The following is an 18,168-nucleotide window of genomic DNA, read 5'->3' as shown; positions in this document are numbered from 1 at the left end:
GTCAGCCGACGTAGTCCCGCAGCAGGGTCGTGAAGGCCGTCAGCTCCCGCATCGACGCGAGAGGCAAAGGCTCCGCATCGAAATGAGCGATGCGGTTCCGAACGTCCTTCACACGCTGCAGATGACGGACGAACTGGCCGCGGTCCAGGGATTCGCACTGGAGAGCGGCCCAGTTGAGGTCCGCCTGTTGTGCCATGGCCTGCTTCTTCTGCTCCCCGTTGAGGAGATAGACGTAGTCGCCGAACGTCAGATCCTCGACCCGTCCGGAGCGGTGCTCGGCCTTCTTGTTCGTCTGAACCGCCTTGATCGCTTCTTCGGTGAGCTTGGCTCCCAGCCACCGGCGCAGGAGAGATTCGATCTCGCCGAGCAGGAAGAAGGGGCGGGCGGCGCTCTCAAAGCGGTGAACCACGTGGGACTGGGTCACGATGCCGGACAGACTTCCGTCCTCGCCTCGGACCAGAAGGTAGCCGTGCTCCGAGAGCATGGGCAGGCACGCGAAGAACTCCTGCCGCGCGTCGGCCACCGGCAGTGACTCCTGCTGCATGGCGTTCTCCAGGCTGCTCTCCTTACCCACCTCGTACATGAGGGCCAGGGAACGCCAGGTGATCACTCCGTGAAGGGTCGTCATGCCCGTCGTGACGGGGATCTGGGCGTACCCGCGTTGGCGCATCAGGTACGTCGCCTGAGAGAGCTCAGAAGTGATGGACACGCATCGCACCCCGCCGCGCGCGGAGGGCAGGTCACCGATCCGGAGCCGCTGCGGCAGCGCGGCCGACGGAAGCGGATCCCTCTCTGCATCGTCCGCGTCGTCGGGCTCGGGTGTGACCTGGGCGGCAGTGGCGAAGGCAACGATCTGGACCCGCTCGCCCGGAGCGCAGTTGGCGAAGTCCGGCAGAGTGGCGAGTCCTGCGTCGGTCAGCGCTTGCGCGATATCGTGCACGTTCCACGGCCGGCGCACCCGCACATCGAACAGGTCCAGCAGTTCCCGGAGGGGGATCTCTGTCCCCTTGAGCGCGAGAAGGTCTTCGGTGCTCGGCTTCTGGCTCACTTGGCCGCCTTGCCATCGGTCATGTCGCGCAGGATCGTCCGCTTGCCCATGGCTGCGTACACCATGTCCTCGAGCTGCTTGGCCCGTGCCGTGTAGAACGCCTCGTAATCGTTCGTCCTCAGGAAGTACGGATCGATCAGATGCGTCGCGATGACGTCGTCGAACCACTCACGGCGCATGTCGGAGGCAGCGGCGAGTGAGTCGAGATAGGTACCGGGTGCGCCGGTGAGGGCCTGGGCCGCGCGCAGAGACAGCGGTGTCTTGTTGACGATGGAGTTGGCTGGGAAGGTCTTGGCCCCGCCGTACTGCCGGCGCACCCAGGCTCGGGGGAAGATGTGCCGGACGTCTACGCCGTACTCGTCCATCAGGCCGGGCTTCAGCGGCGTCTCCGTGTAGTGCCAGTCCACAGCGCCCTGTTTGATGAGCAGGGCATAGATTCCCTTGTAGGCAGCACTGTTCCGGGTGGTGAGCGTGTCCAGCCGCTCCGGGAAGAAGTAGGCGTCGGTGACGGTCTCCGGGGCGGGCCCCTCACGCCGGACCCATGCCACCAGCTGTTCGACGTCCCGCGTGAAGCGGGTCTCGGTGGAGCCGCCGTACATCTCACCGAGCACGCCGCACCAGTACCACTGCGTGATCATGTCTTCCGCAGCGAGCGTGTCGGTCGCCTCCCCGAGGATGGCCCTGACCGCGGCGAGCGGTACCAGCTGGGTGCGGTAGGGCAGCTCGGCAGCACGCACGATGCACTGCTTCTCCAGGAAGGCGCCCGCCCATGCGAACGCCGTGGCGAGCCGCGGCGCGAGCGACTCGAAGTCCGCCAGGGGGAGCTCGAGGAGGTCACGGCGTTTGCAGGAGACGCCGGTGCCCTGCCCGTCCTGCTTCCGGGACCACGTGCGCACCAGTGCCACGGCCTGCAGGAAATCGCTGCTGCTGAGTCCGTCGTCGATGCCCGCCTCGAGCCGTCCGAACACGGGATGACGGCCGGCCAGATCCTCCTTGATCGCCCGCCAGACCAGGGGTAGCTGGTAGTAGTCGCCGGTCCGCTCGCGGTAGGCCCGGTCACCGGCGTAGGTAGCTGTCAGGAGCTCGAAGACGTTGAGGGGCACACCCCCTGTGTTCACTCGCTCGAAGACGGCGCACACGGCGTCCATGGAAGTGGAGGCGGCCAGTTTGATCATGGGCACCTGGAAGGAGCGCACGGGTTCGAGAACCTGCTCCTCGAAGCGGCTCCACCGGTCGAAATGACCGTCGTCCATCTTCTCGTACGCTCGCCGCCAGGCATTCACCTTCGCGGTGTCGAAGACGATGCTGAGGGGGAAGAGTCCTGCAGCGCACTCGCCTTCGGCGGTGGTCAGGTCATGAACGACGTTCCGGGCGAAGTTGGACCGCTGGACCTTGTCCTCCGGCACGGACACGATGGCCTCGTCGCGATCCGCGGGCGAGCCGATGGCGTTCTTGATGTCCACGTAATACCAGCGCCTGACAGGGTTGCCACGCGCATCAGTGGTCTCGACGGGACTGTCCTGGAACAGAGCTTGGAACAGCGAAGTGAGACGCTGCTGTCCGTCGAGGAGCAGCAGGCCGGGCGCCACGTCCTCCGCCACCTGCGCGCCGGTGAGGGCTCGGGCGCGGAAGGGTGAGTCGCCCCCTGTCTCGAGCGTCATCACCACGCCCAGAGGGTAGTCGAGCGTCACCGTCGCGACAATGGCGCGAATTCGATCGTCGTCCCACTTCCAGTCCCGCTGGAAGTCGGGGAGTTGAAGAGAGCCTGACGCCACATCTGCCAGGAGCGTCTTGAGTTTCACATTGTCGAGTCCGGCCACGTGCTTGTTCCCCACCCTCGCAGTGCTGCGCTTTCTTCACGCGAGCGGCGATTAGACCAATCACGTGACATGGAGGTCAACGAGATCGGCCGCACCGACAGTCGACTTCGGCCAACCGCCCGGCGCCACTGGAATGGGACACTGGTGACGTGAGTACCGCTGCTTCCTCCCGTCCCTCCCCGGCCAGTGCGGCGCGTCGCCGTGCGGTGATCGACGCCCTGCGTCGCGGCGCCGTCCCCGAAAGCGGGCTCGACCTCCTGGCCACCGGCCTGGACCGGTTCGAGGCAGCACTCGATGCCGAGCTCGACACGGTCGCATCCGGTTCGTCGGTGTTCAAGGCCGTCCGCGGGGAGTACGGGTCGGGCAAGACTTTCTTCACCCGGTGGCTGGGCGAACGGGCCAAGCGGAGGGGCTTCGCGTTGGCGGAGATCCAGATCTCCGAGACGGAGACCCCCCTCCACAAGCTGGAGACCGTTTACCGGCGCCTCACCGAGCGGCTGGCTACCGCAAGCTTCCCCCCGAGCGCGCTCCGGCCGGTCGTCGACGCATGGTTCTACACCCTGGAAGAGGACGCCCTCGCGGACGGCGCGGAGGAGGAAGCTCTCCCGCAGGCGGTGGAGAAGCTACTGACGGCACGATTGACCGAGGTGTCCCGGCACGCACCCTCGTTCGCCACGGCACTGCGCGGCTACAAGTCAGCCCTCTCCGGGGGCGACGAGGCGACGGCAGCGGCAGTCCTGGCATGGCTGGGCGGCCAGCCGCACGTGGCAGCGGCAGCCCGGCGCTCCGCCGGAGTCCGCGGGGACCTCGATCACTTCGGGGCCTTCGGCTTCCTGCAAGGGCTCCTGACCGTACTGCGCGACTCCGGACACAACGGCCTGTTCGTCGTCCTGGACGAGGTCGAGACGCTGCAGCGCGTCCGTTCGGATGCGCGGGACAAGGCGCTGAACGCCCTTCGACAGCTCATCGACGAGGTGCACTCCGGCCGGTTCCCCGGCCTCTATCTCCTGATCACCGGAACACCGGCGTTCTACGACGGCCAGCAGGGGGTCCAGCGGCTCGCTCCTCTCGCCCAGCGCCTCGCCACCGATTTCACCACCGACCCGCGCTTCGACAACCCACGTGCGGTGCAAGTGCGACTGCCGGGCTTCACACAGGAGTCGCTGGTCGGCCTCGGAGAGACCATTCGAGACCTCTACGCGGAAGGTGCCGCTTCGCCGGAACGCGTGAAGTCACTCGTCGACGACGCGTACGTTGCCGACCTCGCCCGCGCGGTGGGCGGTGCCCTCGGGGGGAAGGCAGGTGTGGCGCCGCGGCTGTTCCTCAAGAAGCTGGTCGGTGACGTCCTGGACCGTGTCGACCAGTTCGAGGACTTCGACCCTCGTCAGCACTACCGACTGACCGTGACGAGCAACGAGCTCACGGACGTGGAGCGCAATCACGCGGCATCCGGCTCGGCCGACGACATCGACCTGGACGTGTGATGAGTGGAGACGAAGCGGGTGGAGGGTCCGCCAATGCCGGCGCCCACCGAGAAGGCACAGACCCCGTCGACCGACTCGACCCCGTCATCCTCCACCATGTCGTGAACACGCTCGGCTGGCCCGACCTCCGGCCTCTGCAACGGGCCTCGATCGACCCGCTCATGGACGGCGAGGACGCCGTACTGCTCGCGCCCACCGCGGGCGGCAAGACCGAGGCAGCATGCCTGCCCATCCTGTCGGCCATGTCCCACGAGGGCTGGTCCGGAACGTCCGTTCTCTACCTGTGCCCGCTCAAAGCACTCCTCAACAATCTGGTCGTCCGCGTCGACTCCTACGCTCAGTGGCTCGGCCGCCGAGCCGAGCTGTGGCACGGAGACACGAAGGAGTCTCAGCGCAGGCGCATCCGTACGGACACACCCGACATCCTCCTCACCACTCCTGAGTCCCTTGAGGCCATGCTCATCGGAGTCAAGACCGACCACGCGCACCTCCTGGGCGGGGTCCGGGCAGTCGTGGTGGACGAGGTGCACGCGTTCGCGGGCGACGACCGAGGCTGGCATCTGCTCGCGGTTCTGGAACGTCTGGAGCAGGTCACGGGACGCCCCATCCAGCGCGTCGGTCTCTCCGCAACCGTCGGGAACCCTCAACAGCTCCTCACCTGGCTCCAAGGATCCGGTGCAGGCAACCGCCCGGGGCAAGTCGTAGCCCCCGACCTCACCCTCACCACGGATGCCGCGCCGACCGTCGCCCCCACGACGAGGAACCTCCGGCCTCCAGGCGACGTGGAGCTGGACTACGTAGGGTCGCTCGACAACGCGTCCAAGCTGATCGCCGCCTTGCACCGCGGAGAGAAGCGGCTGGTGTTCTGCGAGTCCAGACGACAGGTGGAGGAGCTGGGAGCCGCCCTGCGAGCGCGCGAAGTGACGGTGTTCCTCTCGCACGCCTCGCTCTCGGCCGACGAAAGAGCCAGGTCGGAACAGGCCTTCGCAGAGGCACGAGACTGTGTCATCGTCTCCACCTCCACACTGGAACTGGGCATCGACGTGGGCGACCTGGACCGCGTCATCCAGATCGACTCGCCCCGCACCGTGGCATCGTTCCTCCAGCGCATCGGCCGTACCGGCAGGCGCTCGGGGACCACTCGCAACTGTCTGTTCCTCGCCACCGGCAAGGACACCCTGCTGCAAGCCGCCGCTCTCCTGCTGCTCTGGGGCCGCGGCTGGGTCGAACCTGTAACACCGCCTCCAGAACCTCGCCACCTCGTGGCGCAGCAGCTGCTCGCTGCCACGCTCCAGCAGCACCGCATCGGTGACCGGACATGGCAAGGAATGTGGAACGGGCTGGCCCCGTTCGACCGGTCAGCGGCTCCCATCCTGCGACACCTGGTGAACGAAGGGTTCCTCGACGAGGACGCCGGCATGCTCTTCATCGGCCCCGAGGCGGAGCGACGCTTCGGCCGGCGTCACTTCATCGAATTGACCGCTTCCTTCACCGCTCCCCCGCAGTTCACGGTTCTGTCCGGTCGTACCGAGCTCGGGCAGACGGACCCTTCCGTGCTGACGGAAGAGCGGCCGGGGCCGCGCCGGTTGCTGCTCGGCGGACGCAGCTGGCAAGTGACGTTCATCGACTGGGGGCGCAAGCGGGCCTTCGTCGAGCCGGCCGACGGTGGTGGCGTCGCCAAATGGACGGGCGGTTCCCTCGCCGGTCTCTCGTATGCCTTGACCCGCTCGATGCGCGACGTACTTCTCGGAGCAGACCCTCTGGTTTCTCTGACCCGTCGGGCCGAGGCGTGCCTGACCGAGTGGCGTGAGGAAGATGCTCCACAGATCACGGATGCTGGCGGCTCCCTGATCACCCGCCTGGGCGCGGATGTGCGTTGGTGGACGTGGGCCGGCTACCGAGCGAACGCGACACTGGCCGCCACCCTTCCGTCGATCAGTGATCCCGTTCAACGACCGACGGACTGCTACGTGCGGCTGAGGGAAGACCTGACACCCGACATGTGGCGAGTAGCGCGTGCGGATGCCGACGGCGGAAACGCGCTGGTGTTGCCTGATGTCGATCACCGAGCCGTACACGGTCTGAAGTTCTCAGCAGCACTCCCCCAGCGTCTCGCGGTGGCCACCGTTGCCGCGCGACTGGCCGACTTCGACGGCGCGCGAGCGGCCTTGCACGACACCGTACGGTTCCACACCGCGTCCACCCGTTGAAACGTGAGGCCAGGCTCTTGATCCACTGCCTGTTCTAGAATGGCCACGACAGACTCAGCGGCCCGACAGGCTTCCGCTCCGCATCCGCGGAACCAGGACATGCCCCCACCCGCACGAGCTACTTCGTGCTGCCTGGGGGCATTCTCTTGCTGTTCCGTGAGTCTGCGGCGTCACTGGCCACCCGCACCCACGTCGAGGGCCGATTGGCGCGGCTCCTGACGGAGAACTTCCTGCACCAACACCGTCACCGGCCCCAGCCGGCAGAGGTCCGGGCTTGGGAGCGCAGCATCCCGGCACTCACCAACGTGCTCGTGGAAGCCGGGCTCGGCGAAGTGGAGATGCTGCTGGAGTACGGGCTGCCGCTGACCAGCAAGCGCGCTGACGTGATACTGGCCGGCGTGCATCCGGCCACCGGTGAGGCGTCGTACGTGGTGGTCGAACTGAAGCAGTGGAGCGAAGCCCACCCCGAGCCGGAGGATCCGTTGCTCTGCCATATCGACGCCTACGACCATCCGATCCTCAACCCGATCGAGCAGGTGCGCGGCTACTGCGACTACCTGACCTCGTTCAACGGGGCTCTGGAGAACGATCCGAAGTCGGTCGTCGGCGTGGCATACCTGCACAACGCGACGGAGGCCAAAGTGGCGGGCCTGCGCCATGTCGCAGAAGACGATCGCGGCCGGATGTTCACCGGTGATCAGCGCGGCGCCTTCCTGAACTACCTGCGTTCGCGCCTGGCCGCGAAACCCGGTGCGGATGCGGCCGATGCCTTGCTGCAGGCCAAGGTCAGGCCGTCGAGGCAGCTGATGGCCGTTGCTGCCGCAGAGGTGCGCGACCGGGAACAGTTCGTCCTGCTCGATGAACAGCGGCTCGCCTACGAGACGGTCATGGCCGCAGTGCGGCGGGCGCGACAAGCGGATCACAAAAAGGTCGTCGTGGTGACCGGGGGGCCGGGCTCCGGCAAGAGCGTGATCGCCTTGTCTCTCCTCGGAGACCTCTACCGGCGCGGGGTGCCCGCCCTGCACGCCACCGGCTCGCAGTCGTTCACCAAGACGATGCGCAAGATCGCCGGCACCCGCAAGCCCGAAGTGCAGCGGCTCTTCCGCTATTTCAACAGCTTCATGGAGGCTGAGCCCAACGATCTCGACGTCCTTGTCTGCGACGAGGCGCACCGCTTGCGCAAGACCTCCGCCAACCGCTACACGAAGGCGACGCTCCGCACGGGCCGACCGCAGGTCGCGGAGCTGATGGCAGCGGCTCGGGTTCCGGTCTTCCTGCTGGACCAGCACCAAGTGGTCCGACCGGGCGAGATGGGGACGGAGGAGCAGATTCGGGAAGCAGCCGCCGCATTGGGGCTCGCATGCACCGTGGTGGAACTGGACAGTCAGTTCCGATGCGGTGGCAGCGACGCATACCTGCGGTGGGTCGTTGACCTTCTGGGGCTCGAAGGTCGAGCTCCCACCGTGTGGGAGCCCGACGACAAAGTCCGTTTGATGACCGTCGACACCCCGCAGGAGCTCGAAGACTTCCTGGCCGCTCACAGGGCGCAAGGCTACGGCGCCCGCATGTCCGCGGGCTACTGCTGGAAGTGGACAACGAAGATCACTTCCAGTATGAGCGCGCTGCCCACCGACGTGGTCATCGGTGACTGGGCGAGGCCATGGAACCTCTACGGTGACCGAGCCCTGCTCGGCGCACCGCCGGCGCCACTGTGGGCCACCGCCCCCGAGGGGTTCGGGCAGGTCGGATGTGTGTACACCGCGCAGGGCTTCGAGTACGACTGGTCGGGTGTCATCATGGGCCCGGACCTCGTCTGGCGGACCGACCGCTGGGTGGTGGACCGCACAGCGTCGAAGGATCCCTCGTTCACGAAGGCGACATCGGACGACGACGTGGATCGCCTCGTGCGCAATACGTACAAGGTGCTTCTCACCCGGGGCATGATCGGGACGGTCGTCTATTCGACGGATCCCGAGACCCGCGAGATGCTCCGCACGCTGATCCCTCCGACGCCTTGAGCACCAACCGCCTTCGAGGCGCCGCGGAAATCAGGGCGCTCTCGCCACTGGAGCACTGCGAAAACCACGACGCGCGGGCCGGGCCGCGAGATAGCATGATCGCGCTGCGCACCTTCCCGGAGGGTACGAGGCACGGGTCGGTACGCCTGCCCCAATGACTTGTGAGCGACGAATGGTTGTGCCCGTCGTGTGGCGACACACGACGCGAGCGTGGATGCCCGCAGGGCGTCCCCCTGCCATTCCGATCTCACTGCATTGGAGCGGCCATGACCTCGGTCGAGTACAAGCCTGCGCGTCGTGAACGGATCCGCGAGATCCTGATCGAGATCGCCGTCGGAGTCGTCACCAATCTTGTGGTGACGGCCTTGCTGTCGATTGCGGGTCTGCTCTTCTAGAGCGGGCGGGTGGCGGGCCCGGTGAGCCCGCCACTCACACCGAACGCGAAAGCGCGTTCAGAACAGCGTCAGATCGGGCCCCTGCGACTTGCGCGCCTTCCGATTCCTCTTGCCACGTCTTCCCCTGCTGGGCCGGGGCAGGTGCGGCTTGCGCGCCTCCGCAGGCAGATTCTCCCACGTAGGACGCAACGCGTGGATCTCGACCGGCCCGACGAGTTCCTTGAGGTAGGTCCGGGTCTCCTCGTCTGTGGAATAGAGCACAGTTGCCCGGCTGGCCCGGGTCATCAGCACGTGATAAGCGTGGCGGACGAGTCTGGCGAATTCCTCGTCGTCGACACTGCCCGCCTTCACCTTCGGGTCGAACGAGCCGGGGCGAGCCACTCGCTTGGCGTCGGACTCCTCGTCCTTGCGCTCCTTGCCCCGACGGAACACCCATTGGCCGTCTCGGCGCACCATGTCCTCGCCCATGATGACGCCGCACCAGTCCCATTCGAGGCCCTGCGCCGTATAGACACAACCGATCTGGCCGAGGCCGTTCTCGTGCACGGACCATATCTTGGACGGGGGCACGTCGTCAGCGCAGAAGGTGTCGCTGTCCGCGTTCCACGGCCGGTGCCAGTCGCCGATGCGCACATCGGCCTCCAGTCGCCTCTCCTTGCCGAGTGGCTTGGTCCAGGGCCAGCAATAGCCGGCGACCATGCGCGCAGACGCACCGGCCAGCGCTTCGGCACGGATGATCCGTTCGAGTTCCTCAGGGGTGTCCGCCACTTCGACGTGCATCAGGCCGTCCGGGCGCCAGCACTCGGTCTCCTCGTCCGTCACACCGAGCACGGCGCGCACCCAACGGGGGTAGGCGTCGCTGCCGCCACAGCGGAACTGCTCGCGAAGCCCGACCTCAACAAGGCGAGCATCGTGGCGGGCAGCAGCCTCCTTGATCAGCTGTACGGTACCGACCTCGTTCGGCCTCACCGACTGCCCTTCATCCATGAAGAAGACCGTCAGTCGCGAAGCGGCGAGGAGCTCGTCCACCTGCGGGCCCGTACCCCAGTCCTCGGGCTTCCAGAATCGATTCGTCGAGCGGTCGCGAAGCCGGTGTGCCTCATCGCAGATCAACACGTCCAGGGGTGGCTCCGGTGGTTTGACGAAATTGCTGAAGTACGTGAACGACTCCCTGAACTCCCGGTCTCCGTATCCGACGTGCTCTTGGAGCGCGCCGTTGAACGCCCTGCTTCCGCTGGCGTAGTTGACCGTGCGGCCCTGTGCCTCCAGCTCCGCTTTGATCTGCAGTCCGATGGCGCTCTTTCCCGTTCCGGCGCCACCGGTCACCAGGAAGATCACCCGTTGTTCGTCCGGGACCAAGGTGGGACGCTCGGGATCCGGTAGAACCTTGGCGGCCGATTCCAGGACCTGGTCGGCCACTGCCTTCTGGCGCCCACGGAGGGTGAAGACGGTGTCGGCCCCGCGGGACCAGATCATCGCGTCGAGCAGCGGGGTGTTGCGCAACCCCATGTTCTGCAGCATCCTCTCGGCCTCTGAGGCCGCGCCTTCAACGGCGAAGTGCCGCTGGAGGTCGGACAGCAATTGTGCGCGCCGGTCGCTCGTGTACACGCGGGCGTAGGCACCTGTCGGCGCATCCACGTCGATCAAGGGCCGAACCGAATCATCCGCGGCGTTGTGCAGGTAGGCGAAGCCTCCGCATTCGAAGTCCGAGCGCCGGAAGGGGCCCCTGTCACTCGTGAACGCCTCGTAATACGAGCGCAATTGCAGTGCCGGGTGCTGCTTCACCTCGTCCATGGCCGGCACGTAGAGCAGGTCTGCAGTGGCCTGCTCCACTCTGGTCACCGTCGACCAGCGCTTCAGCTCGACCAACTGGACCGACGGCACGTTGCGTTCCGGGTGTCGGCCAACCAGAACGACGTCGATGAGGCGTGGGTTCTCGGAACGGTTCACCTCGTCGAGCGTGGCGGCACATTCGACGATCATCTCCACGTTGCCGCGCTCCGCCGCGACCAGGTCGTTCGCCAGGCTCACCAGGCTTTCCGCCCAAGCGGAACGTTCCGACAACGAGGCGTCCGCGCCCCTGAAGTGGCGCCATCGGGCAGCAAGATGCGGAACCATTCTGCGACGCGAATTCAAAGTGAGCAGATCCTCCGCCGAGAGTTTCAGCAGGAGCATGGACACGAGGTGGTTCCCCCAGGGCACGAGTGACTCGTGCGGGTGGGGGCATGTCCTGTTCAGGAAGCCCGTCGGGCCGCAATCGGTTGGAGTAATCTTAGTAAGGCCCGACCTGCCGAAGAACAACACCTCGGCTGTCGGCGAGAACTGCGTCGATCATGGCTGGATCACGCAGTACGAGTCATGGACCCTAGTAGTGCTTCGTTAGGTTCTTCGTCTGGTTCTGTTGCGGGGTAGGGATCGGCCGCAGGTGGTCCAGGTGCCGGTCCAGCACTGCAGCAGGTCCTGGAGGGTGTCGAGGACCTGGTAGAGGGTCAGGCCGGCGTGTGGGCTTTGGGGTCGAGGCGCCGCAGGGTGAGGAAGGCCTGGGCGGCGGTGACGAGGGTGACGTGGTGGTGCCAGCCGCGCCAGGTGCGGCCTTCGAAGTGGTCCAGTCCGAGGCCGTGCTTGAGCTCACGGTAGTCGTGTTCGATGCGCCAGCGCATCTTCGCCCAGCGGACCAGGTCGGCGACCGGGGTGGTGGCGGGCAGGTTCGATATCCAGTAGCCCGTCGGGGCGTCCTGCCCTTCAGGCCACTCGACCAGGAGGGTTCGTGCGGGCAGGACACCGTCCCACCGGTTGCGGCCGCCGCCCGCGGTCTGTGCCACGGCCAGGGACTGCTTGCCCGTCGGCCGGACCATCAGGACGGTGAACCGTGAGGTCATCGGGCCTTTGCTGCCCTGGCGCCAGGTCACCTCGGCGAACTGCTCCGGGCCGGCTTCTGCCGCGAGGGCCATGACGGCTCGGGGCGGGGTGCGGTAGCGGGGCAGGGTCGGCGGTCCGAGCCCGCCATAGGCGGGCCGGTGCGGCTCGGCCTGTTCGGTATGGGCGACTTCCTCGCCGGTCAGGGCGAGGACATAGGACAGTCCGCGCTCCTCCAGGCCGGTCCGGAAGGGGGTGCTGACGCCGTAGCCCGCATCGGCGACCACCACCGGCGCCCCCAGTTCCCAGCCGGCGAGCATGCCGAGCGCCAGGCGCCACTTCTCCCGATGGGCAACGGCTTCGTCCGGCACTCCGGCCCGATGGCAGCGGTCCGGCTCGTCCCTCCACTCCCTCGGCAGGTACAACTGCCAGTCCAGCGGGCAGGACGCGGCGTCGGTGGCGGCGTGGACACTGACCGCGACCTGGCAGTTCGCCCGTTTCCCGAGAGCTCCGCAGTACTGCCGGGCCACCCCGACCGAAGCGGTGCCGCACTTGGGGAACGACACGTCGTCGATCACCCACACCTCCGGGCTGATCGCCTCGCTCAGCCGTTCGGCGATCCGCCGCCGCACCGGCAGCGGATCCCACGGCGACTGGTTCACGAACTGCTGCAGGGCCTGCATGTTCCCGTCCGGCAGCCGCTCGGCCATCGACTGGACCGACTTCCGCCGCCCGTCCAGCATCAGCCCCCGCAGATAACACCCGCCCCACCGCCGCTGATCCCGCCGCGGCAACGAGGCGAACACATCGCCAACGAACTCCGATAACTCGCCCCGGAGCCGTTCCACCTCCCCCAACTTCATAACCGGAAGATGCCCACCAGCAGGAAGATCACCCAACGTAACGAAGCACTACTAGATCTCGAGCTGGCAACTCAGCTCATTCTCGGGGCGCCGACTGCGCGGGCCGGAAACTCCCGGGCGACCGCCGCCAGCTGCCCACCGCTGTTCCCGGCGGGCTCCGTCGACCCTGTCGCAGGCAGTCCGAGATCCGCCCACCAGTACGACGGCGGCATGTTCTCGGGACACGGGCCGCAAGTCCTGAAGCCGGCGAGTAACGCCTTACGGACAGGCCCTCGAAGTCCAGCAGCCGCTCGTCGAGAATGGCTGCGGTCAGTGACGCTGAGAAACCGCCACTGGGGCGCCACCCGGCAACGAGTGAGTGTCATTAGCCAAAAGTCAGGCTTGGCATTCGCGATGTCATAAGGCCAGCGGCTTGCGGGTCGGCGACCAAGCCGTTGGCCCGGCCGCGTCCGTGGACGCGGCCGGGCCAACGTGATGGGGCTTCAGAACGTGCGTCAATTGAGCGTCAGCGGCCCGAGGAGAGCCCTGATGCCGCTAGCTAGGACCGCGACGTCCCGTACTGAAACTGCAAGGTCAGGTTGCTTCAGCAGGACCGACGCGCCTTCACGCGTTGCTGGCCCAGAAACAGGTCGAGCAGCTCACGAAGACCAGGAAACCCCAGCTCAAGCGTCCTTCTTCACTGGCTCCAGAATCGCCACGCACTCCACGTGGTGCGTCATCGGGAAGATGTCACGGAGAGCGGGGACTGAAGAAAGCACAGGTCAGAGGGCCTACTCCTGCCTCTCCGGCGACCGGTGAAGTCGCCCGAGCGTCAGATGAGCGTCAAAGAGAACCGGGCCCGCGCTTCTGCTAGTGCCGCATCAGACAACGTTCGCCCCACCGAGTATCCCGCATAGCCGCTCGTCGGCGGCGTGCTCGTTCCACCAGACGAGCGGCTACCACGCTCGGCATCACGCAGGCCTCCGGCAGGGTGAAGCGGACCCGCGAGGAGATGTGGGCCCCACCACCTTGAGGGCGGCTGCCCAGTACCACGCACGCGAGGGCCACCTCAACGTGCCCCAGCAGCCGCAGGGAGCAGGCCGACGGCAAAACCGTGCGGCCCGGGGCCTGGATCAGCCAGCAGCGAGTCAAGGCCGGGAAGCTGTCGCTTCAGCGGGGCGAGGAGCTGTCCGCCCTGGACATGCGCTGGTCGTAGACGAACGGCCGCGGGCACGCTACGCGGGCGGACTGGCGGCTGAGTGATCTCTGCAATTCTCGCTGCGGCGACAGCACGTAGGCGGCGGCTGCCTCGCTGGCGATGCTCAGGCCGCGAACCCCCGCGCCGCGCAAGGTCGCCGTCGCCGGGCGGCTGCCGAGATGAGCCTTGCCGACCGCGCCGATCCGAGACGGCCGTGCGGCTCTCGCAACCGCTGCCATAGGGTGATCGTTTGACTACTGAGAAAGGTGCATCGCCTCGTGAATTCAGTCCGTAAGTCGAGCAGTTCAGCCTTGATCGCCGCCCTCGCGATGGTCTTCGCTGCTGGCTGCAGCCAGCAGCCCGACCGTGTCGATTCCGCCCCTCCCGCCCCGACTGGCGAGCAGACCTTACCGGCCCGCGCCGTCTACGATCCCCCGGCGAAGTTCGACACCCAGGCTGGCGTCCTCATGCCCTGGGAGGCCACATCCGGGCTGCTGAGCGTCGGCGGAACCTGGCTGGGTGACAGCAAGATCCCGGTGGCGCTCCACAAGGACAAGGTCTACGTGGCGACCCTCGACCGCCTGCTGGCCTTCAACACGACCACCGGTTCGCTCACAGCCACTACCACTCCCACGGCTAATGCGCTGAGTGTGCTCAGCGAGAACGACCGCAACAACGCCGCTCCTCCGGTCGTCACCCTAGGCGCCAATCCGCTGGTCCTCGCGCCGTTCTTCGTACGGCGGACCGGAGTTGGAACTCAGGCAGCCACCAACTTCATCGAGCTCACTGCCACCGACGCGTCCAGCGACAAGGTCGGCTGGAGACTGCCCCTGACGCTGCCGTCCTGGACAAAGGACGGCAGCCCGCGCACCGTCTCGGTCGTAGGAGCCTCGGAGAAGGTCGCCATCGTGACGGTCAGCACCGGCGCGTCCTCGCTGTTCTCCGCTGCTACCACCTATGGCATCGACCTCACCGCACGCCGTGTCGTGTGGACCAAGGACCGGTTCGAGGCGACCGCCGTAACCGGGGAGATCGTGGCAGGCGAGCTGGAAACCTCCGACGGGACCTACGAATCCGCACGCGGTTACGACCTGCTCACTGGCACCGAGCGCTGGCGCGGAGAGGACCGTCTCAACCTCGACGTGAAACCCGCCGGACCGCACCTCCTCCTCGTCCAGGCACAGAACAAGGACGACTATCGCGTACATATCCAGCAGTTCCTCGATCCCGCAACCGGCACGGTGAAGCATGAGGCCCCGGAGGACATCGCCGGCTCCCGCTGTGACCATGACGGACAGAACACCGTTGTCTGCTCCTGGAACCAGGGAAACCTCTACAAGGTCTGGGCCTTCAACGACCGCACCGCCTCCCTGCTGTGGCAGCTGCCAGACCAGACTGCCAATCGCATCGCGCCGCGGGTTACAGCCGTCTGGCACGGACGGATCTACGGCAAGACGGACAACGGCCCCCTCGCTCTGGACTCACGGACCGGAGCCGACCTGCCGACCCGCCCGGATGTCGCGCCCTTCCTCGTCAACAGGTACACCGGACTCGCCCTGTCCCCGGAAGATGACCTGACCGCGTACCCGGCCGCTGGGTAACCGGGATGCTGCCCGGTCGACGCCCTCGGCTGAGGGGGGCCGCCGCCGCACAGAGCCGGGCATCGGATGAGGGCTGCCGGCAAGGTCGCATGCCGTGCCCGCCGCTCCGCCCTTGCTGAAGTTCTGTGGCGGGCTCCCCAATTGGGGAGCCCGTAGGACTGTCCGGTCTACGTAACCTGGGGTTGGCGAGTGCGCTAGAGCCGTCCTTCTACGTCCTCGGAAAACCTCGCCCATGGGTGCGTTGTCGCTGGCAGGATGAGACACCATGGCAAACGTCTTGATCAAGGATCTACGGGAAATCTCGAAGGGCTTCTCCGAGAAGCTGGAGGAGTGGCCCCACATCCCGTGTCCCACGTGCGTCCGAGGGGCCTTGCGCCCGGTCTCCGACTCCTTCGTCAATGAAGAGACGGTCACCAGTAAGTCCTGGCACAGCCACGAGGCCTGGGACCCCGATTGGATTCAGGGCGACTTCCTGTGCATCCTCACCTGCTCGAACGCAACCTGTGACCGTGTGCGCGTCGTCGGGGACAGCAGGGTCCGATGGACAGGCGAGTGGAGCGAGGAACAGTACGAGGTGCACTTGACCCCCACCATGTTCTTTCCGCCGCTGCCCTTGATCCAGAGCCGCAGCCTCTGCCCCAAGGAGGTAGGCGATCGGGTGGATATCGCAGCAAAGATCCTTTGGCTCGACCCCAACTCTGCTGCGAACCGGATCCGGTCGGCCGTCGAGGCCCTAATGGACGAGCACGGAATCATCCGATACAAGGCCGGCCGCAGGGGGAAGCCCTCCAGAATCAGCCTCGACGAACGAATCTCTACATTCAAGGTAGCGCTACCTCAGCACGCGGAAGCCGCTGGCATGCTCTTGGCCGTGAAGTGGATCGGGAACGTGGGCAGCCACGAGGGCGTTCTCCGCGTCCCTGACGTCCTGGAGGGAGTCGAGTTTCTGGACCATGCCCTGTCACTGATCTACGACACCAACCACGATGACATCAAGAAGAGGGCAGCCGAGGTAACTGCACGACGGGGACGACCCAGCAGCTGAACCATCACCGCCTCATCATGACCATGGACGCGGGCCAGCCGGGACAGGTCAGGTTGCTCTAATCCCTCAGGCAACTCAAAAACGGGGCGGCTCGACAAGGCTACGGTCCACGGCCGACCTCCTCTACTGGGTGGCCGGCCGGACAGGCTCCAGAGGGCGAGACCCTCCCTGGGCTGGATGCGGCGGGCCGGGCTCAGAAATCATCAGCGCTCCAGTTTGAGGCGTGCCGTCTCTACGGCATGAGAGGCGGCTTCGATCAGCCCGAGTTCACCGGCGAGCGTTCCTACGAAGGCATTGACCGCCTCGATAGCGCGGCCCTCCATGGTGTCGGGCTCTGCGAAGTACGCTGCGAACTCTCCTGCACCCATGGTCGCCATGACGGGCCGACGGGCCTGGTAGTCGGCCCACATCGCTCTGTAGACGGCGCGCACTCGGTCGAGCTCGGCTTCGTCGATCTCCTCATGTCGAAGGCGGCGGATTGTCTGCTCCTGGGCCCTCCACATCGCGATGTGGTGCTGGACGGAGACCGGCCCGAAGGGTCCGGGAAGGGCTCGTTCGATCCTCGGCATACCGGGCTGGGCCGGCCAGGGCGAGTGCAACTCCGTGAGGACCGCGGTCAGCCTGTCGATGTCGATCCGGCCGGTCCGCTCGCCTTCCTCGAGGACGAGCTGGGCGGCGCGCCGTTGCTTGGGGGTGGCCGAGGGGTGGGCGAGTTGCTCAAGGATGGCGCGGACGTTCTCCCTGCGCCGAACGGCGGTCGTCTGGCCGGTGGCGCGCGCGTGAGTACGCCAGGCTCGGCGCGCCTGCGGGGTGAGCACGATCGTGTCGTCGATCAGCCATAGGTACAGCACGACGCGGATCAGGGAGCGTTGTGGGATGCGCCCCAGCGGGGAACGCTCTCGGGCTTCGAGAAGTCTGGTGAACAACTCGCGTTGCTCGGGTGGGAAGACTCGCGGATCGCTGCCGTGCGCTCTGGTCTTGCGCGGCTCTGGGTTGGCAAGCATGCCGTCCTCGACCCAGGAGGTCACCATCCTGGGACTGGCTTTCACGCCCAGCGCGAGCGCGTCGGCAACCAGATCAGCCGCGGTCCCCTCGACCCACGTGGTGGCCTGATTTCCGTTCATGGCGCCGAACTTACATCGAGATTCGAGCCCCGGAAGCTGCATTCAGCGCACGTCAGCCATAAGGCTTGGGAACAGCAGATACTGCGCCCCGCACCGTATCCCTGGCAGGAACACCCGGTGCGGGGGCAGCCGACTCATCCCCTGAACGGAGACCGTCATGTCCCACCGTACGCACCGTCCCGCCCCGAAGCGGCGGCGCGCCCGTCACCATCTTGTCCGGGGCCTCGGGCAGGCGGCGTTCTACGCCGCTTCCACCACGTTGGCTGGCGGCCTGGTCCGCGAGCTGCTGCACCTGGTCCACATGTCCGTCTTCTCGTGCTGACCTGAAGACCAGGGAGATGCCTCGCCCGGGCCTGCCGGGCGCGGCATCTCAGTGGCCCCCTAACTTGACTCTGTCGTGGTCTTGGCGGCGAGAGCAGGTACCGAGGGTTCACCAGGACTTCGAGCCCGTGGCAAGGGCGGCGATCGGCTGCTTGAACTGGCCGTCCCCCTCGCCGCCGTTCACCGCATCACAGGTCCCCATAGCG

Annotated in this window: 12 protein-coding genes; 7 read left to right on the top strand and 5 right to left on the bottom strand. The window is 66.6% G+C overall.

The window, feature by feature from the left end; all coding sequences use genetic code 11:
* Nucleotide 1 precedes the first annotated feature (1 nt).
* Both ACFYT9_RS13110 and ACFYT9_RS13105 read right to left on the bottom strand, forming a co-directional pair.
* Nucleotides 2–1,048: a CBS domain-containing protein gene (locus tag ACFYT9_RS13110; RefSeq protein WP_189832562.1), complete on the bottom strand. Its 1,047-nt coding sequence runs from the start codon at nt 1,046–1,048 to the stop codon at nt 2–4.
* A complete protein-coding gene (locus ACFYT9_RS13105; protein WP_389163024.1) occupies nt 1,045–2,868 on the bottom strand; it encodes a DUF262 domain-containing protein in 1,824 nt (607 codons plus the stop codon). Before ACFYT9_RS13105 ends, ACFYT9_RS13110 begins: the two co-directional genes overlap by 4 nt.
* 149 nt (nt 2,869–3,017) lie before the next feature.
* On the opposite strand from ACFYT9_RS13105, the gene brxD reads away from it, so the two are divergent.
* The 4 genes from brxD to ACFYT9_RS13085 all read left to right on the top strand — a co-directional run bounded on the left by brxD (nt 3,018) and on the right by ACFYT9_RS13085 (nt 8,975).
* Nucleotides 3,018–4,352, top strand: a complete 1,335-nt coding sequence (brxD, locus tag ACFYT9_RS13100) for a BREX system ATP-binding protein BrxD (protein ID WP_389163021.1) — start codon at nt 3,018–3,020, stop codon at nt 4,350–4,352.
* A complete protein-coding gene (locus ACFYT9_RS13095) occupies nt 4,352–6,562 on the top strand; it encodes a DEAD/DEAH box helicase (protein ID WP_389163018.1) in 2,211 nt (736 codons plus the stop codon). The genes brxD and ACFYT9_RS13095 overlap by 1 nt, the downstream gene beginning before the upstream one ends.
* Before the next feature lie 146 nt (nt 6,563–6,708).
* Nucleotides 6,709–8,580, top strand: a complete 1,872-nt coding sequence (locus ACFYT9_RS13090; protein WP_389163015.1) for a DNA/RNA helicase domain-containing protein — start codon at nt 6,709–6,711, stop codon at nt 8,578–8,580.
* A gap of 266 nt (nt 8,581–8,846) precedes the next feature.
* Complete coding sequence (locus ACFYT9_RS13085) at nt 8,847–8,975, top strand: DUF6408 family protein (RefSeq protein WP_222517947.1); 129 nt, start codon at nt 8,847–8,849, stop codon at nt 8,973–8,975.
* A 57-nt stretch (nt 8,976–9,032) separates the two neighbouring features.
* On the opposite strand, the gene ACFYT9_RS13080 is transcribed toward ACFYT9_RS13085, so the two are convergent.
* Together ACFYT9_RS13080 and ACFYT9_RS13075 are read right to left on the bottom strand one after the other, a co-directional pair.
* On the bottom strand, nt 9,033–11,150 hold the full coding sequence (locus ACFYT9_RS13080) for a DUF2075 domain-containing protein (protein ID WP_389163359.1): 2,118 nt from the start codon (nt 11,148–11,150) through the stop codon (nt 9,033–9,035).
* Between the two features lie 314 nt (nt 11,151–11,464).
* Nucleotides 11,465–12,694 carry an IS701 family transposase gene (locus ACFYT9_RS13075; protein ID WP_389163012.1) on the bottom strand — a complete coding sequence of 410 codons (1,230 nt, stop codon included), beginning with the start codon at nt 12,692–12,694 and terminating at the stop codon, nt 11,465–11,467.
* A 1,488-nt stretch (nt 12,695–14,182) separates the two neighbouring features.
* On the opposite strand from ACFYT9_RS13075, the gene ACFYT9_RS13070 reads away from it, so the two are divergent.
* Nucleotides 14,183–15,472: a hypothetical protein gene (locus ACFYT9_RS13070; RefSeq protein ID WP_389163010.1), complete on the top strand. Its 1,290-nt coding sequence runs from the start codon at nt 14,183–14,185 to the stop codon at nt 15,470–15,472.
* Between the two features lie 265 nt (nt 15,473–15,737).
* Nucleotides 15,738–16,517 carry a DUF4145 domain-containing protein gene (locus ACFYT9_RS13065; RefSeq protein WP_389163008.1) on the top strand — a complete coding sequence of 260 codons (780 nt, stop codon included), beginning with the start codon at nt 15,738–15,740 and terminating at the stop codon, nt 16,515–16,517.
* A 203-nt stretch (nt 16,518–16,720) separates the two neighbouring features.
* On the opposite strand, the gene ACFYT9_RS13060 is transcribed toward ACFYT9_RS13065, so the two are convergent.
* Nucleotides 16,721–17,641, bottom strand: coding sequence for a hypothetical protein (locus tag ACFYT9_RS13060; protein WP_389163005.1), 921 nt, complete (start codon nt 17,639–17,641; stop codon nt 16,721–16,723).
* A gap of 157 nt (nt 17,642–17,798) precedes the next feature.
* On the opposite strand from ACFYT9_RS13060, the gene ACFYT9_RS13055 reads away from it, so the two are divergent.
* Entirely contained in the window at nt 17,799–17,963 is a 165-nt protein-coding gene (locus ACFYT9_RS13055) for a hypothetical protein (protein WP_389163003.1), read from the top strand.
* Nucleotides 17,964–18,168: the final 205 nt, after the last annotated feature.

This window comes from Streptomyces sp. NPDC004435, assembly GCF_042873895.1.
In the GTDB taxonomy this organism is placed as follows: domain Bacteria; phylum Actinomycetota; class Actinomycetes; order Streptomycetales; family Streptomycetaceae; genus Streptomyces.
This window is presented reverse-complemented; position numbering and strand designations above follow the sequence as displayed.

Bases quoted from the DNA above. Each gene is read 5' to 3' on its own strand.
- ACFYT9_RS13085 (WP_222517947.1), top strand. From the start codon at position 8,847: ATGACCTCGGTCGAGTACAAGCCTGCGCGTCGTGAACGGATCCGCGAG.
- ACFYT9_RS13095 (WP_389163018.1), top strand. From the start codon at position 4,352: ATGAGTGGAGACGAAGCGGGTGGAGGGTCCGCCAATGCCGGCGCCCAC.
- ACFYT9_RS13055 (WP_389163003.1), top strand. From the start codon at position 17,799: ATGTCCCACCGTACGCACCGTCCCGCCCCGAAGCGGCGGCGCGCCCGT.
- ACFYT9_RS13075 (WP_389163012.1), bottom strand. From the start codon at position 12,694: ATGAAGTTGGGGGAGGTGGAACGGCTCCGGGGCGAGTTATCGGAGTTC.
- ACFYT9_RS13060 (WP_389163005.1), bottom strand. From the start codon at position 17,641: ATGAACGGAAATCAGGCCACCACGTGGGTCGAGGGGACCGCGGCTGAT.
- ACFYT9_RS13065 (WP_389163008.1), top strand. From the start codon at position 15,738: ATGGCAAACGTCTTGATCAAGGATCTACGGGAAATCTCGAAGGGCTTC.
- ACFYT9_RS13080 (WP_389163359.1), bottom strand. From the start codon at position 11,150: ATGCTCCTGCTGAAACTCTCGGCGGAGGATCTGCTCACTTTGAATTCG.